Consider the following 17,003-nt stretch of genomic DNA (forward strand, 5'->3'; position numbering starts at 1 on the left):
GTACCTACAGAGGCCTTGTGGCTCAATGTCTCCTCAATTTCACGGATCGTCGGTTTCTAAGGTGTAATAGGCATCAATACCCTGATCCTCGCCCATTGATGCTTCCAGGCTGATATTGTTGTTAACCCGATAGCGAACTAAGAATTCGGTATTGTCATCGTTAGAATGGGTACTCTGCTGACCGGCTGAGTCCAAGTAGTAATTAAAACCAACCCAGAAGTCGGCATTGAGCTGCCTGCCAATAGAGGCCTTGGTGGGTGAAATAGTGAAGGTTGCCTCACCTAAGATATCGTTCACCCGCGTCCCGGCGCCAATTAGCTCTGTAGCCTGCATAAACGCAAGCTGGGCGGCGGTATCATCGCTGGGCGGGGTTTCGAAAACGAGATAGCTCAAACGCTCAGTATCACTCATATAAGGCTGCGAATAGAGTTCAACCGTAGGATCTAGCGAGGTACCCTTAACTTCAACACCTACCACCACATCATCAACTTTCTTCTCCACCACAATATCAATGGTCGGGTTATCGATAGCGCCGCCAGAAAAACTGATTCGCCCCGATTTAATAGGCATACGAGAACTATAAACCTGATACTCTCCGGCACTAATATTGATCGTCCCGAAGGCCCGAAGACTACTATCAAATGGCTTTTTTAGCGCCAAATTGCCACCTACATCACTGAAAAAGTCCTCACTGGTTACGCGAAACCCGGGCCTAATATTCAAATTAAAGTCCAGCGCTAATCTCTCAGGCAAGAGTGAATCGTTGTCGTCGGCTAGTTGTTCATCTACGTAGACAACATCGCTCGAGTTACTCACTACCTCGGGCGCATCATCAAGATGGTAATTTCCATCAATAATGTCGATGTCACCGGTCATCGTTAAATTTCCCTGCTCCGACACCAATTGAAGGCTTGGGCTAGCCAATACCGACAACTTTGTCGATTGCGCCAAGCGCAGTTCTTCGCCCGTTAACTGCAGAGACAGATCGCCGGTCTCTACATCTAAGTCGCCACGCCAACGAATATCACCGCCCATATTAGCGCTACCGTCAACGCTAATTTGCCAATTCGGTGTTAACGCTACCCGAGTATTAAATTGCTCTAAGCGCGTACCATATTCGTTTAACGCTAGACTGCCCTCCTGAATAGCGGCGATAGCCGTCACTGACGGAGCGCTCAGCGGTCCTTCAGCACTGGCTTGAAGAGAGAGTTTGCCGGCCAGCTCTTCTACCCCTACAAGAGTATCATCAAGCCAATCGAACTCTGATAGATTGGCCGCGAGTTGAGCCTCTATTTGCGGGTCCGCTAAAGGACTAACAATCTGAGCATCCAAACTGAAGTCGCCGTTTTCGCCGAGCAAGCTGTCGCCACGAACACTTATAATGTCTCCCGTTAGCTGAGCACTTATCTGGGCATCACGAATAGGAGCTTGCATCAATAAGCCACCACGAGAAACTAAGGTTAACGAGTCACCCGATAGCGATGCCTCGCCAAAGAACTCAGAACCTGATGGGTTAAATTGATAGCGAATATCGGTCGCAATAAGATTATCAGCGTTACTGAGAAAGGGAAGAAACGGGCTCGCCCAAGCTATCGGAACACTCGCTACCTCGAGCTCTGCTGACTGAAGTTCTCGCGCTTGAATATCAATACCGGCACAAAACTTCGCATCGCCAGGGGCAAGCAGACAAAAGGGGCTAACCATAAGATCTTGGTTGGACGCTGAGATCAAAAAGGGTTCATTTAATCGCCACTCTCGCAGGGCGTGAATCGCAATTTGGCCGATACGCCCTTGCCAACTGAATGGTTCAAAGCTTCCTGAGCCAGATACGTCCATGCCATGGAGCTGAGGACTTACCTCACCATGACTTATGGTAAATTGATGCGCGGCTAAGCTCCCATACACGGCAATATTCACCGCGTTCACATCAATATGCATAGCTTCAAATTTATCGGCCGTGACGTTTAAACTTAACGCCTCAGCCTCATCATTTAACGCCACCGATGCTTGTACCGATGCATTCGTTAATGAAAGCTGATCGCTATAGCCCAAGTACTGAGTTTGTGAACTCAGGACGATAGCCATTTCCGCAAGCTCATTGCCGAACTGAAGCTGGGCTGAACCCTGAATATCGCCACTTAACTCGGGAATTAGCCAATCGCCGAGTTCGACCACCGCAAAATCAAATTCGAGATTTTCATTGGTGCAGGCACTACCATCAGCCGTTAAGAAGCTCTCATTTGATGAAACAGATAGGCCGCTAACTGCCAAGCAGCTGTTTCCATAATGGACGTCGCCACTTCCGGTGATTGGCATCTGCCGAAAACTACCACCTAAGTGCTGGACAGCAAGGTGGGCCGCTAAACTGTCCGCCGTTGTCGCTTGAAGCTTAGCTCGCCCACTTATGGCACTCTGTAGTGCTGGGTCAATAAGTGCTAAGTTAAAGCCCTGCAAGACTAAGTCAACGTCAATATCCTGTCTTTCGCCCCAATTTGCTCTCCCGTCGACGGTTAATTCGCCGAACTCACCCACTAGCGCCAAATCATTGATGGTTAGTTCGCTCTCTACCGTGTGGATATCAACACTAGCATGCGCTGAGCCAACCTCCACAACACTAACATCACCACCGCCAAGGACGGTAAAGTCGCTTAAATCACCCTTTAAGGTTATGGCGCCACGATGAAATTGGTACTGAGGCGATACGAGTGGCCAAGCTAAGCCCTGCCAACCGATATTCAGGTCCGCGGCAAACTCTACAAGTGCCAATTCGCCGGTCGCCGTGATTTTCGATACTGACTGGCTATTAGCGGGGATCAAACTGAAACTGTCTAGCCACAATCGCTGAAAATTAGTGCGGAGATCGGTGCTGAGGTGGCCGCTAAATTGATGTTCTGGAAGCTCGAAATCTGCCGCAATCGCAGTCTCGATGCCAGCATCGTAAGTACCATCAACCTCCAAGCGCGTCACCGTTAACTGTTCAAATTCCTCTGGCAGCTTAACGAACGACTGATCAGCCACCGGACCTAGCTTCATTTGCACGCTAATTGGCAACTTTCCAAGTGCTTTCCACTGCGGTAAGTCAACCAGCGCTTCACCCTCAAGCCAACCTTGGCTAGTGATTGTAATCCGAGGTGCCACAACCGAGTCAGTGATCTCAACGTGCGCGACAGTGACCGGTGAAGTTTGTGTTATAGCCGTCTCCACTGCTACATCGATGGGATAGCTTTCCGCTAAAAGCAATGAGCCCGAAGCATTAATGCGTTGCTCGTATAAAGCGGTCTGCAGCGAGCTAATCTCAATTCTTGAGCCGCTAATCTCCGCCGAGCTAGACACTTCTAAATCAACTAAAATTGGTTGGTCGAATACCGTAAGGTCAAAATCTGCTAGTGCTAGCTCAACCACTACAATCCTTAGGGGGATATAAACGACGGGCAGCCCGCCAGAGCCCGTCGACTTATCTGTATTCTCGGGTCGTTCAGAAATCGTGATCCGCAAAGCGTCGAGGTACACATCACTGAGCTGTAGCGCCAATTCTGGGCCAATCGCAGTGTGAAGCGATAAATCGCTGAATTGAATTCGCTCATAGCCGGTATCAATAACCAACTGATCCAAGCGAAAATCCCCCAACAACGCGCCTTCAAACCCCGCAGCGACAACCACGCCACCAGTCCATTCTTCCAGTGATGAGAACAGCCAGCTCCCTACGCGCTCGGATTTAGCAACAACGGCCACCGTGGCCATAAGCGCTATGCATAGCAACAAAATAACGAGCAATAAGCGTCTCAACATAATCATAGGTTGGCCCTAATGATGATATGGAGTTTTGCTGTTTCCCCCGCGTCTACGGGAGCCGCATAGTCAATGCGGATAGGTCCAACTGGCGAGTACCAGTGAAAGCCAACGCCTATCGATTGATTGAGGTCGAAATCTCGATCAAAGAATGCGTCACCGGTATCGGTAAAGACCGCTAGCGCTACGTCTGGCCACATGAAATACTCGTACTCAGCGGTAAACCCGAGTTCCGAAGCCCCACCCGTTAAATAGCCATTCTGGTTTGGGCCTAACTCTCGATAATTATAACCTCGAACCGTGGTATCACCGCCCTGATAGAAGCGGAAATTGGCAGGAAGTTTGGTTTCATCATTGACTAAGTTAGTACCTAACCACCCTCTTAACGTAAGTTGGTGCCTGGGTGTAAATTGCTGGGTATAGACGGCATTACTACTGAAGTAGAGAATATCCGTATCACTCCCCAATAACTCTGTAGCGGCGCGCATTCGAGCACTAAAACTGAAACCTTGACTAGGCCGAAACAAGTCATCACTTTTAAGATAACGTAGCTCTACTCCCGGAAAAACCATCGCCGTGTTCAAGGTATCACTAACATCTTCCGTCACTAACAGCGATTCCTTCTGGCCTTGAAGGTAATAATCGAAGGTCCAATTTCCGCGCTGCCTAACCCAACCAACTTGAGCAAAAAATCGTTCAATATCAATGATCAGCTTGGCTGGGTGAACGGTATTGCCATAGTTCTCTCGTTCGTCGTCCGCCACGTAGCCAACACGATAATATTGATTCTCGCGCGCTGGATCTGTACCGGGAATTCGATAGGTCAGACTAGCGGATTGTTCATCCTCCGCCCACCGCGAATCAAATTCGGCAGAATGCCCCTGAGGATTCAACCATCGTCGCGTCCAATTGAAGCTACCGCGTGGGCCAGTATCGGTAGAGTAGCCGACACCAAAATTGAAGGCATTTTGCTTAGCCCGCTGCATGCTAATGCTGACGGGAACCGTGTGAGTTTCTCGATTAGGCTCAGCTTGAATATCGACGACTGAAAAGAAACCACTTGCATAGAGATCCGACTGTAATTGCGCGATATCGTTAATATCGTATTGATCACCTGGGTTTAGTTTGATGTATCGGTCAATCAACGCATTGCTCATGTGCGGTTGTTGGTAACTCACATCACCCAGCTCATAACGAACGCCTGTTACCAGTTCTAAATCAATATCTGCCGTGGCCTGTTCACGATCAATGGCAATTCGAGCCTGCTGATAGCGAGCGTCAAAATAGCCCAGTGAGGAGGTTAGACTCAGTGCTCTGCGCTTAGCTCGACTGTAATCTGGCTGCACTAGGCGTTCGCCGTTCTGGAGCGGAAATTCCGCTAGCCATTCCTGCAGTTGAGGGTTATCAACGCCAGGCCCCAGAATCTGAACATTACGGTTATTAATGATAATAGGGATACCCACCTCAACCTGATAACTCAGACGCAGCGTTTCATCACAGAACCAATCTGAGGTAATAGCGGGCGAATAGTAGCCAAAGGGCTCTAGAGACTGCTCAATCAATTCAGCCCCGTCGCTAATTGCGAACTCGAAGCGGACGCGGTTTAGATTGGCGCCAACCAGCTGCAGCTGGGAAGTCAAAATGGCTCGCGCGTTGGCTTCTAGCTCTCCGCTTAGCCCTGTTAGTTCAATAGTCGAAGCAAATTCGTCGGGCAGAGGACAAAGCGAGTCTTGCTGAGCGAATGATGGCCATGATGCCGCCATAGTCGCTAGCGCAAGATAACAAGCTCTGCTTGAAAACACGTGATATTATCCCCTATGAGCTCGACAATCTCTCGAGATGATTTTAGTTAACTATCTGCTATTCAGGACGAAATGTGTCATCACTAATCACGTCATCACTTCGCTTTACTCATCGTTATGCAAGTTTGGGCAACGCTTACTCTGCCCCTGTCAGGCCGCAAGCTGTTGAACGATCCGAACTCGTTGACATGAACCATAATGAGCTTAACACGATCGCGCTGACCGACGATACTCAAGTCCGTACCGCCATTGCAAAAATTTTAGCCTGTGAATGGCCTGAGAGCGAGCGACCACCGGTTGCAATGAATTATTCCGGCCATCAATTTGGTCACTATAACCCACAGCTGGGTGACGGCCGGGGTCTATTATTAGGCGAGATAGAAACGGCACAGGGCCTAATTGATGTTCACCTGAAAGGTGCTGGAACCACACCCTTTTCCCGCGGTGGTGATGGCAGAGCGGTCATTCGCTCCACCATCCGTGAGTACCTCGCAAGTATCGCCATGCGTGGCTTGGGAATTCCTACCACAGGTGCTTTAGCCATGGCCGTTAATCAAACCCCCGTCTATCGAGAGACGCAGGAGCGTGGTGCCACACTACTTCGTACCGCCACCACTCATATCCGCTTTGGTCACTTTGAAGGACTCTACTATCGCCAACAGCATGAGGACTTAAGACGTTTGGCCGATTACTGCATTGCGCAGCGGTATAACCATACTGATATCGCCGCGGGCGACTATTCACATTGGTTTGAGGTGATTGTGTCACAAACGGCAAGCATGGTCGCTAAGTGGCAGTCAGTCGGTTTTTGTCATGGTGTTATGAATACCGACAACTTCTCCATCGCTGGCGAAACCCTGGATTATGGTCCCTTTGCTTTTCTTGATAACTTTGACCCCCAATTTGTCTGCAATCACTCGGACCATACTGGTCGGTATGCCTTTGACCAACAACCTCAGATTGCGAGATGGAATCTTGCGGCCTTAGCTCAAGCCCTAAGTGGCCTGATTGATCATCAAAAGTTGATCGCGACTGTGCAGCGTTTCGATGGCTTATTCGAGCACGCCTATCAGAACGAAATGAGTATCAAGTTGGGCCTAGAATTGGTTGAGCCAACGCTGGCAAGGTCGCTGATTGAAGGCTGGTTAGCGCTGTTAGCGCAGTGTAACGTTGATTATAGCCTGGCACATCGTGCCCTCGCCGATGCGCTTGATGCGGAGCAGCAATTTCTCAACTTTTTCAGCCACCACCAGCTGGCTCGCGCGTGGCTTCACGAATATCAATGGAGCCTTAGCCACACCAATCCGGCGAAGCATCGTGGCACTATTAATGGTCGTAATCCACTCTACATTTTGCGAAATTACCTTGCGCAAGGAGCCATCACCGCCGCAGAAAGTGGTGACTTTAGTCGCCTTAAAGCCTTAAAAGCGTGTCTCGCTAAACCATACCAACCTATCGACGGCTTTGAGGCCTTTGCTGGGCCTTCCCCTGGTTGGGCGAAATCAATTTGTATCAGTTGTTCGAGCTAATCACCCATGACCTTTAATGACTATCTACTAGCGCCATCACATCTTGCTTTATCATCCGGGTTTTTCGGTTTCTATAGCCATGCCGCTACCAGCGCCGCCCTCTGGGAAGCTGGCTATCGTCCATCTTCAATATCGGGTGCAAGTGCCGGTGCGCTGATTGGCTGCCTGCTTGCGTGCGGTCTGAGTAGCAACGCCATTGCCGAGAGATTGAGCCTACTCCAGCGCAGTGATTTCTGGCGCCCAGGCATAGGCTTAGGGCTGTTAAAGCCCGATGGTTTCAAAGCTACGCTACGTCAATTAGTGCCTCAGCGGAGGTTTGAGGACACCGAAACTCCCTTTAGCGTTTCCGTATATTCAGTTAAAGAACGCGGCACGAAAGTGATCAGCAGCGGTGACTTAATTGACGGTGTATTTGCTTCATGCGCCATTCCGTTTCTCTTTCACCCGCAAAGGATGCGAGGAGACTTACTTTGGGATGGGGGGATAAAAGACAGGCCTGGTGTGGCGGGAGTTCCCGATGACGGAGAATTACTCTACCTGCATATTCCATCCAAGAGCCCCTGGCGCCGTCATGTTCCGCTCCCCGAGCGAGTACGAACTACCCGACTAGCAGTCCACGGTCTGCCCCGCTCAGGGCCCAGTAAGTTGGCGTTAGGGCCAACTATCTATGGACTAGCCTACCAGGCGGTTTTAGCACAAATGCAACGCCCCTACGAATCGGTGCTCAACATTGACGCAGAAACCCGTTAAACTCATTGCAACTAAACGATAAAAAGACTTGGACATACTATGGACTTCACTTGGTTTACTGATCTTGTTGATTTGGGCAACACCTACATTTGGAGCTATGTGCTCATCTACTTGCTGATTGGCGGTGGCTTGTACTTTACCTTCCGCACCCGGTTTATTCAGATTAGAGCCTTCGGCACCGCCTGGCGGGCATTACTATCAAGCCGATCCACCACGCGGCAGGGTATTACCCCCTTTCAGGCATTCGCTACGTCGCTCGCAGCGCGCGTAGGAACCGGTAACCTGTCCGGTGTTGCTAGCGCGCTGCTAGTAGGCGGCCCAGGTGCTATTTTCTGGATGTGGATGACTGCGGTTGTCGGGATGGCCACTTCAGTTATCGAAACCACCCTTGCCCAAGTTTATAAAACTGACAACGAGGATGGCACCTATCGAGGTGGTCCAGCTTATTATATTCAAAAGGGACTAGGATCGAAGGGCCTCGGTATTGCTTTTGCCGTGTGTTTGATTGTTTCCTTTGGCTTCGCCTTTTCGGCACTACAGGCAAACCAAGTGGCGGCGGCGGTCGAAAATGCCTGGGGCGTGTCAAAATTCGTAACCGGTAACATACTGGCTGTACTTATCGGCCTGATTATTTTCGGTGGTATCAAACGCATTGCGAAAGTGGCTGAACTGATTGTGCCAGTTATGGCCGTTAGCTACCTTTTAGTAGCACTTGTTGTTGTAGCGTTAAATATCTCGGAGCTTCCAGGTCTAATTAAGCTGATTGTCAGCCATGCTATGGGTCTAGAGCAGGCAAGTGCAGGCGTACTCGGTTACGCCATCAAGGTCGCCATCGAACAGGGTGTAAAACGTGGTTTGTTCTCTAACGAGGCTGGCATGGGGTCCGGGCCAAATGCCGCGGCAACTGCGAACCCTAAGCATCCGGTTACTCAGGGACTGATCTCAATGGCCGGCGTTTTTACTGACACCATCGTTATCTGTACCGCCACCGCCTCAATCATACTACTCTCTGGGATCAACTTAGGAGACTCACAAGGGCTTGAAGGGATCACCCTGACCCAGGCCGCTATGGTAAATCATATTGGCCCCATCGGCGCCCATGTGATCGCGGTTGCCCTCATTCTGTTTGCTTTTACCTCTATCATGGCGAACTACTACTATGGCGAATCTAACCTGCGTTTTATCAAGGAAAACAAAGGCATGGTACTCGTATTCCGAGTACTGGTGATGGGCACTTTGATTCTTGGTTCAGTAGTAGAACTGCAAACTATTTGGAATATCGCCGATCTAACCATGGGCGCAATGGCCATTATCAACGTCTTTGCACTACTGATGCTCAGCGGTGTAGCGCTAAAGGTCATTGCTGATTTCGAACGCCAGTTCAAAGCTGGCATTGACCCAGTATTTGATCGTACACGCCTGCCAGAGTTGGACAATAAAGCTGATTCAAAAGCTTGGGCACACCGTAAAGTTGACTACTAAAGTTTGTTAAAATGAGGGGTCTTTGCGACCCCTCGGATTGATGACTAAACTCCCATTGTGACCACTCAAGGTAATCCCATTCATGAGTAAGCAAACCCAAGCTAGCGGCTTTACCACTTACCGTCGACTTCTTCGCTACGCCCTGCCATATCGCTGGGCTTTTGTTGTAAGCTTCATTGGTTTTGCTATTTTTGCGGCAACCCAAGCTGCCTTTGCTGGACTTATGGAGTTATTACTTAACGCCCTAGATAATCTCCCCATCCCCGCTTACCTGCAGAAGTGGTGGGTATTCAGTGATACGCTGCCGCCCTGGCAGATTCTATTGCCGCTTTTAGCCGTCAGCATCTTTATGATTCGTGGGATCGGCTCTTTCTTAGGGACCTTTTTTATTGAAAAAGTTGCCCAAGGTTTGATCCACGATCTTCGCGTTGATTTGTTCAACAAAATTACCGTGCTTAAGAGCAGTGATCTGGATGCCGAGAACTCCGGGCATACCGTCTCCAAAATCACCTTCAACACTCAGCAGGTAACGGCGGCGGCCACCAATGCGGTGAAAGTTCTTATTCGCGAAGGGCTTACCGTGATCGGCCTACTCAGCTACCTAATATGGCAAGACTGGCAGCTGACGCTCACTTTCTTGGTTGTTGGTCCTATTCTCGCCGTGATCGTCAGCGTCGTATCAAAAATGTTTCGCCGCTATAGCACACGCATCCAAGAATCTGCCGGCGACATTACACATGTCACTACCGAGGCTGTTCAGGGCTTTAGAATTGTGCGAGCTTTCGGTGGTATCCCGCGAGAGCGTAAGCGATTTAATGAGGCATCTGCGAACAACGCCGCACAGAACCTTAAGCTCGCCTTTTCCAGGGCCATCTCAACGCCAGTGATGCAGGTCATCGTCGCCATGGCAATTGGTGGTGTTATTTTCTTAATTCTGTCTCCAGAAACTGCCGGAAATTCATCGGCAGCAAGCTTAATGGCGTACATGACGGCGGTGTCACTACTTCCAAAACCTATTCGCCAACTCTCAGAAGTGAATGCTGACCTTCAGAAGGGCATCGCCGCCGGGGACTCAATTTTTAGCGTCCTTGATCAAGAGGAAGAAACCCATACGGATCAGCCTGAAGCACTGAATCTTAGCGGTAGTATTCAAGTCAAAGATCTTAGCTTTAGTTATAACAATACGGAGACGGTACTCAGCGATATCAACTTCACCGTTCAACCTGGGAAGGTACTGGCGCTGGTAGGTCGTTCAGGCAGCGGCAAGTCCACTATTACTAATCTGCTACTTCGATTCTATGAGGGCTGGCAGGGTAAGATTGAAATAGATGGCAAATCTATCACCGATTTCTCATTGGATGCGCTTCGCTCGCAAATTGCCCTAGTGAATCAGAACGTCGTGCTATTCAATGATACGATTGCTAACAACATTGCCTACGGTGAGCTTGAAAATCATAGTCGTGACGCTATCATCGCCGCCGCTAAAAAGGCCAACGCTTGGGACTTTATTCAAGAGCAGTCGGAGGGTTTAGATACCAATATTGGTGAAGGTGGGCTAATGCTTTCCGGTGGCCAACGTCAACGTATTGCTATTGCCCGCGCCTTGCTCAAAGACGCGCCAATTTTAATTCTCGATGAAGCAACTTCGGCCCTAGATAACGAATCTGAAAAGCTCATTCAAGACGCGCTCAGCCACGCCATGGAGAACCGCACAACAATTGTGGTAGCGCACCGTTTAAGCACTATCATCGATGCCGATGAAATCCTAGTAATGGATGCGGGTAAAGTTATTGAACAGGGCACACATCAAAGCCTGCTTGACCAGGATGGCTATTACAGCCAGTTGGTGAAGAGTTCAGAGGCTTGATGATTATCGGGGAACTCACTTCCCCTGATAATTGAATACGGGTAGCGATAGCTTGAAATAGAGCGCCGCCATTCTCACTACAAAGACCACCGCCATAGCTGTGAGAATAGCGGTTAGCGCTGCTACCCCGAAGTAATCGAGGGTAACGAGACAAAGGCCACCTGATAATGAAGCCGTGGCGTAGATCTCTCGGCGAAGAAGATGAGGTACATCGTTGGCCAGGACGTCGCGAATCAAGCCCCCAAAGGTGCCCGTCATCACTCCAAAAACCAACGATATTTCTACCGATAGGCCATTTGCCTGTGCTTTAGCAACACCAATAACCGTGAACACCGCAAGTCCGGCCGCATCGAAGAATTCCAGCCATCGATAGCTAGAAACTCGGGTGGTCTTTTCTACTAACATAGTCACTGCAGCCGCAGCGGAAACAATCCAAATATACTCGGTGGCATGGAGCCAGAAAACCGCTCCGTTATCTAACATCATGTCGCGAATTGTGCCGCCGCCAACGGCGGTCACCATTGCGAGAACCACCACGCCGAACACATCCATTTGCTTACGTCCAGCAGCTAGCGCTCCAGAGATAGCAAACACTGCGGTGCCGATGTAATCGAGCGTTTGAATCCACTCTACATCGGCACCCGCAATCACGCGAATTCGCCCTTAGCCTGCTTATCGGCGTGGTAAGAGGAACGAACAAGCGGTCCTGAGGCAACGTGTTTAAAGCCCATTTTATAGCCTTCTGAGGCAAACATATCGAATTCTTCTGGCGTCACATAACGCTTCACGGCTAGGTGATCCCGCGAAGGTGACAGATACTGACCAATAGTCAGCATATCTACGTTGTGAGCACGCAGATCGCGCATTAGCTCAAGAATCTCTTCATTGGTTTCACCCAGTCCGACCATTAACCCCGATTTGGTTAATACTGCGTCGCCTTTGCGCTGTTTGTACTCGTTGAGTAACTTCAATGACCAAGCGTAATTAGCTCCGGGACGAGCTTCGCGATAGAGGCGCTGAACCGTTTCCATATTGTGGTTAAACACATCTGGAGGTGTCTCTTCCAAGATATCCAGCGCCACATCCATGCGGCCGCGGAAGTCAGGGGTCAGGATTTCAATTTGTACGTTGGGGGTCTGCGCTTTGATTTCACGAATACACTCGGCGAAGTGGTTGGCACCGCCATCGCGAAGATCATCACGATCCACCGAGGTAATCACCACATAACGGAGCTGCATGTGTGCAATCGCATCCGCCAAATTACGCGGTTCGTCTGCGTCTAATGCCAGGGGCTTGCCGTGGCCGACATCACAAAATGGACAGCGACGGGTGCAAATTTCACCCATGATCATAAAGGTAGCGGTTCCGTTGGTGAAGCACTCTCCAAGGTTTGGGCATGATGCTTCTTCACAGACCGATGCCAGCTTTCGCTCCCGCAACACCGACTTAATTCGCTCCACTTCCTTACCAGCGGGAACCTTGGCGCGAATCCACTTAGGCTTACGCAGAATCTCAACGTCATCGTTGATGACTTTAACGGGGATACGCTCGACCTTATCCGCATTACGAAGCTTTTCACCTGCTTGGATTCGGCGGGTACGCTTTACCGGTTCGGCAGCGTCAATAAATTTTTCATTAGACATCGTTGTAAACCTCTACAGGGAGCCCTTGATAATGCTCCACCTGCTGATAATTGAGTAACTGTATAAATTTTTCAGCTAGCTGAGAGCCCACTTCATCAACCGAGGGAAGCTCGGTACAAAAGTCACTCATTTGAATCATCTTCAACCCACTATAGCCACAGGGGTTAATTTGTAAAAACGGCGTCATGTCCATATCGATATTGAGCGCGAGCCCGTGAAAACTGCAGCCCTTACGGATGCGTAGGCCTAATGACGCTATTTTATCATCCTGCACATAAACACCCGGCGCGTCCGCCTTAGCACTGGCATCAATGTCAAAGTCAGCGAGTAATCTCACAATAGCTTGTTCAATAGTAGTAACTAAATCACGAACACCCGAAGCACGACGCTTAACATCAATTAATACGTAAGCCGTAAGCTGCCCTGGCCCGTGATAGGTAACCTGTCCACCGCGATCCGATTGCACAACGGGGATGTCGGACATCGTCAATAGATGTTCCTCTTTCCCGGCCCTACCCTGAGTAAACACCGGTGGATGCTCAAGTAACCAGATCTCATCTGCCGTGTCACTGGTACGCTGATCGGTGAAACGTTGCATGGCTTCATAGGTTTGATGATAATCAACCAAGCCTAAGTGGCGGATATTAAGCGTGCTGCTCACCTATAGAACCATCTTCACGCCGTCATGCACTTTGAGTTCGCCGAACATCGTCATAATATGTTCCTCGCTCTCGGCCCAAAAATGAACTGTTAGCGACTCAAACGTTCCCTTGCTAGAAGGACGAGTTTGGTGGTCCTTAGCGTTGTAATTGGCGATATGCTTAGCCAAGATCTCGTGGACATCCGCGCGCGTAGCGTCCTCAGCCTTCATCATTACTTTGATAAAGTACTCACAGGGAAACTCAATTTTTACGTCTTTTTCATCTGCCATTAGCTAAACAAACCTGAAAAGAATAATACAATGGAATCCCAGAGGCGCTTAAAGAATCCTGCCTCGGGAACATCACTAGCCACTACAATATTAGCATGGCCAACCACCTCACCGTTTAACTGAACCTCAACAAAACCCACCACATCACCAGCACTAAGCGGGGCTTCGAGCTGGTCATTAACTTGCGCAGAGATTGCTAAATCGTCAAAGCTGCCGCGATTCAAGGTAAGTGTCATGTCGTCTGGAATAGTCAGCTCAACTTGATCAATGGTGCTCTTCCAGACTTTTGCCGACTCTAAAGTCTGACCCGCTGCCAAGACCGTTTGAGTTTCAAAGTAGCGGAAGCCCCACTGTAATAGATTAGCACTCTCCGTTGCGCGAGCGTTGGGAGAAGAAGTCCCCATGACCACCGCAATTAAGCGCGTGCCATCGCGAAGCGCGGAAGAAACTAGACAATAACCCGCCGCTTCGGTATGACCGGTTTTCATTCCATCAACGGATGGGTCTCGGCCGAGTAGTAAGTTACGATTTGGCTGGGAAATGGCGCTTTCACCAGGCGGCGTATAGGAGAAACGTCGCTCCGAGTAGATTCGGTAATGCTCCGGATGATCATGGATGAGTCTTTGCGCAAGCTTAGAAAGATCTGCTGCAGTGGTATAATGGTTCTCTGCTGGCCAACCGGTAGAGTTTTTAAAGTTGGTATTCTCCATACCAATCAATAGTGCCTGCTGATTCATCACATCGGCAAAGGCTTCTTCAGAACCCGCCACGTATTCCGCTAAAGCGACCGTAGCGTCATTACCAGAAACAATCATCAGCCCCTTTAAAAGCTCCAGAAGCTGAACCGAGGTGCCCTCTCGCACGAACATTTTCGAGCCACCCATTCGCCAAGCGTTAACCGAAATAGGCACTAGGTCATTCTCGCTGATTCGGCCTTCATGAACCTCTTTCGAGACAATATAAGCGGTCATCATCTTGGTTAGACTGGCAGGAGGAAGTCTTTGATCTGCGTTATTCTCAGTGAGAACACGCCCGGTTGTGGCATCAATTAAAATCCAACTCGATGCGTTTAAATCGGGAGCACGCGGAACAATTACTGGCGCTGCGAGAGCAGTCTGAAAACCAGCAACTAAAAGGAGAGTGGTGGCAATTATAGAGCGAAAATTCATTCAGCGAACCCTTACGTTAATCACGGAACGAGGGTGCGTATCCGCACCCTACTTATTGTTCCGTCATCATAGCAAACTACGGGGTTACACCCAAGATGCAATCTCTACCTATTCACGAAGAACGGCGTGGCGAGCTAGGACGAGAGCTATTCGCTCTTCCCTTTGGCTTGCCGCCCGGACGTGCGCGGCCAGCTGGCTTACCACCACGACCTTGTCCTGGCTTATCGGTCCATTCGCGAAGCTTAATTGGGCGTCCACAAACACGTGTATTCTGTAAATGGCGTTCCAATTCTTTCGGTAGATCGTCAGGCAGGTCAACCAGCGTATAGCCTTCGTTGATTTGCACTCGGCCGATAGATTTAGCGTTGATATTACCTTCGTTAGCAATCGCACCCACAATGTTACCTGGTTTAACCTGGTGGTTGTGGCCAACGTCTAAACGATAACGCTTAAAGCCAGCTTCCAATGCAACTTCCGGACGGCCGCCACGATCACCACCGCGGTTACCACGATCGCCACGATCGCGCGGACCTCGATCAGAAGGACCTGAATCACGGCCAGCGTTAAAATCAATCTGCGGTGGAGCAAGCAACGGGCGCTGAGCTGATTGCGAACGAAGTAGTGCAGCTAACAGTTTCTCTGGTGACATTTCAAAGTGTGACAACAACTGCGAGCCAATTGCCTCGTAGTCAGATAGTTCGTTCTTTTCGAACTCACCCTTGAGGTCATCAATCAACTGCTGAACACGACGTTCGGCAATATCTTCGCCACTCGGAAGCTGGTAGCGCAGCATTTCAATTTTCAAATGACGCTCGATAGCTTGCTGCATGCGACGCTCACGTGGTGTTGAGAACAACACTGTGGTGCCTTCGCGACCAGCTCGGCCAGTACGACCAATACGGTGAACGTAGGCTTCTACGTCATAGGGAATGTCATAGTTAATTACCAACGAAATACGCTCAACATCAAGGCCGCGCGCCGCAACGTCCGTTGCAATGATAATGTCTAGTTGACCCTTCTTTAATGAGTTAACCGCTTGCTCTCGCTGCTTCTGTGCCATGTCACCCTGAAGTGCCGAACAACGGTAACCGCGCGCATTCAAGATCATGGTCAATTCATCGGCAGCAACACGAGTACGAACGAAAATAATGGCCGCATCGTACTCTTCAGATTCGAGCAAACGTGTTAAAGCATCACGCTTGCGGTCATTCTTCATGACCCAACTGTACTGCTTGATATTTTTGTTCTCACGCTTGGCGCCAGCAATTTCGATATGCTCTGGGTTGCGTAAATACTTCTTAGCAACCGACTCGATAGCCTTTGGCATCGTTGCCGAGAACAGCGCAATCTGACGCTCTTCAGGCAGGAATTCCATCACTTTTTCGACGTCTTCCAAGAAGCCCATGTTAAGCATCTCGTCAGCTTCATCTAATACCAGTGCTTGTAGCTTATCGAGCTTGAGACTACCACGATTCAAGTGATCGATAACGCGACCAGGCGTGCCCACGACAACCTGTGCGCCACGCTGAAGGCCACGCATCTGGATATTCATTGGCTGACCACCATAAATTGGCAGTACACGGAAGCCACGGATTGAAGCAGCATAACGCTGGAATGCTTCAGCAACCTGAATAGCTAATTCACGCGTTGGCGTTAGTACCAAAACCTGAATGTGGTTCGCTTTAAGGTCGAGGTTATCGATTAGCGGCAACGCGAAGGCTGCAGTTTTACCGGTACCAGTTTGCGCTTGACCCAAAATATCACGTCCGTCCAGTAATACCGGAATAGCGCGCTCTTGAATAGGCGACGGTTTTTCGTAGCCAAGCGATTTGATTTCTTTCAATAGTTGCTCAGATAAGCCGAGCTCGTCGAACGTAATATTCGATTCAGACATGTAAATCTCCAATTGTGCCAATGCACCACCCTTTACCGCGAAAAGAGCGCAATCTGGTCATGGCAACCGCGGTGCCATTGGGCTTAAATCAAGGATCTTGAGGCGTGTAGCGCTCACAGGAGGAGACCACCGTTAAGGCAGTAACAT

The 17,003-nt window shown here is 49.7% G+C and carries 12 protein-coding genes; 4 read left to right on the top strand and 8 right to left on the bottom strand.

Annotation, left to right across the window (positions count from 1 at the left end; genetic code table 11):
• Positions 1 to 39 precede the first annotated feature (39 nt).
• A complete protein-coding gene (locus DFR27_RS06860; RefSeq protein WP_121876718.1) occupies positions 40 to 3,795 on the bottom strand; it encodes a translocation/assembly module TamB domain-containing protein in 3,756 nt (1,251 codons plus the stop codon).
• Positions 3,792 to 5,591, bottom strand: a complete 1,800-nt coding sequence (locus tag DFR27_RS06865) for an autotransporter assembly complex protein TamA (RefSeq protein WP_121876719.1) — start codon at positions 5,589 to 5,591, stop codon at positions 3,792 to 3,794. Before DFR27_RS06865 ends, DFR27_RS06860 begins: the two co-directional genes overlap by 4 nt.
• A 74-nt stretch (positions 5,592 to 5,665) precedes the next feature.
• On the opposite strand from DFR27_RS06865, the gene DFR27_RS06870 reads away from it, so the two are divergent.
• The 4 genes from DFR27_RS06870 to msbA all read left to right on the top strand — a co-directional run bounded on the left by DFR27_RS06870 (position 5,666) and on the right by msbA (position 11,219).
• Positions 5,666 to 7,120 (top strand): protein adenylyltransferase SelO, encoded by a 1,455-nt coding sequence (locus tag DFR27_RS06870; RefSeq protein ID WP_170150809.1) that lies wholly within the window; start codon positions 5,666 to 5,668, stop codon positions 7,118 to 7,120.
• Positions 7,121 to 7,126: 6 nt separating this feature from the next.
• Positions 7,127 to 7,870, top strand: coding sequence for a patatin-like phospholipase family protein (locus tag DFR27_RS06875; protein WP_121876721.1), 744 nt, complete (start codon positions 7,127 to 7,129; stop codon positions 7,868 to 7,870).
• Positions 7,871 to 7,909: 39 nt separating this feature from the next.
• On the top strand, positions 7,910 to 9,352 hold the full coding sequence (locus DFR27_RS06880) for an alanine/glycine:cation symporter family protein (protein ID WP_121876722.1): 1,443 nt from the start codon (positions 7,910 to 7,912) through the stop codon (positions 9,350 to 9,352).
• Positions 9,353 to 9,434: 82 nt separating this feature from the next.
• Positions 9,435 to 11,219 (top strand): lipid A export permease/ATP-binding protein MsbA, encoded by a 1,785-nt coding sequence (msbA, locus tag DFR27_RS06885; protein WP_121876723.1) that lies wholly within the window; start codon positions 9,435 to 9,437, stop codon positions 11,217 to 11,219.
• A gap of 15 nt (positions 11,220 to 11,234) precedes the next feature.
• On the opposite strand, the gene DFR27_RS06890 is transcribed toward msbA, so the two are convergent.
• From DFR27_RS06890 to DFR27_RS06910, 6 genes are all read right to left on the bottom strand, one after another.
• Positions 11,235 to 11,870, bottom strand: coding sequence for a trimeric intracellular cation channel family protein (locus DFR27_RS06890; protein ID WP_245962625.1), 636 nt, complete (start codon positions 11,868 to 11,870; stop codon positions 11,235 to 11,237).
• Positions 11,867 to 12,862, bottom strand: coding sequence for a lipoyl synthase (lipA, locus tag DFR27_RS06895; RefSeq protein WP_121876724.1), 996 nt, complete (start codon positions 12,860 to 12,862; stop codon positions 11,867 to 11,869). Before lipA ends, DFR27_RS06890 begins: the two co-directional genes overlap by 4 nt.
• Positions 12,855 to 13,523, bottom strand: coding sequence for a lipoyl(octanoyl) transferase LipB (lipB, locus tag DFR27_RS06900; RefSeq protein ID WP_211327590.1), 669 nt, complete (start codon positions 13,521 to 13,523; stop codon positions 12,855 to 12,857). The genes lipA and lipB overlap by 8 nt, the downstream gene beginning before the upstream one ends.
• Positions 13,524 to 13,793, bottom strand: a complete 270-nt coding sequence (locus tag DFR27_RS12655; RefSeq protein ID WP_211327591.1) for an HP0495 family protein — start codon at positions 13,791 to 13,793, stop codon at positions 13,524 to 13,526.
• The gene (locus DFR27_RS06905; RefSeq protein WP_121876725.1) at positions 13,793 to 14,962 is read right to left on the bottom strand and encodes a D-alanyl-D-alanine carboxypeptidase family protein; all 1,170 of its coding nucleotides are present in this window, start codon (positions 14,960 to 14,962) and stop codon (positions 13,793 to 13,795) included. Before DFR27_RS06905 ends, DFR27_RS12655 begins: the two co-directional genes overlap by 1 nt.
• A gap of 112 nt (positions 14,963 to 15,074) precedes the next feature.
• Complete coding sequence (locus tag DFR27_RS06910) at positions 15,075 to 16,856, bottom strand: DEAD/DEAH box helicase (RefSeq protein ID WP_121876726.1); 1,782 nt, start codon at positions 16,854 to 16,856, stop codon at positions 15,075 to 15,077.
• Between the last annotated feature and the right edge of the window lie 147 nt (positions 16,857 to 17,003).

It is taken from the genome of Umboniibacter marinipuniceus (assembly GCF_003688415.1).
GTDB lineage: Bacteria > Pseudomonadota > Gammaproteobacteria > Pseudomonadales > DSM-25080 > Umboniibacter > Umboniibacter marinipuniceus.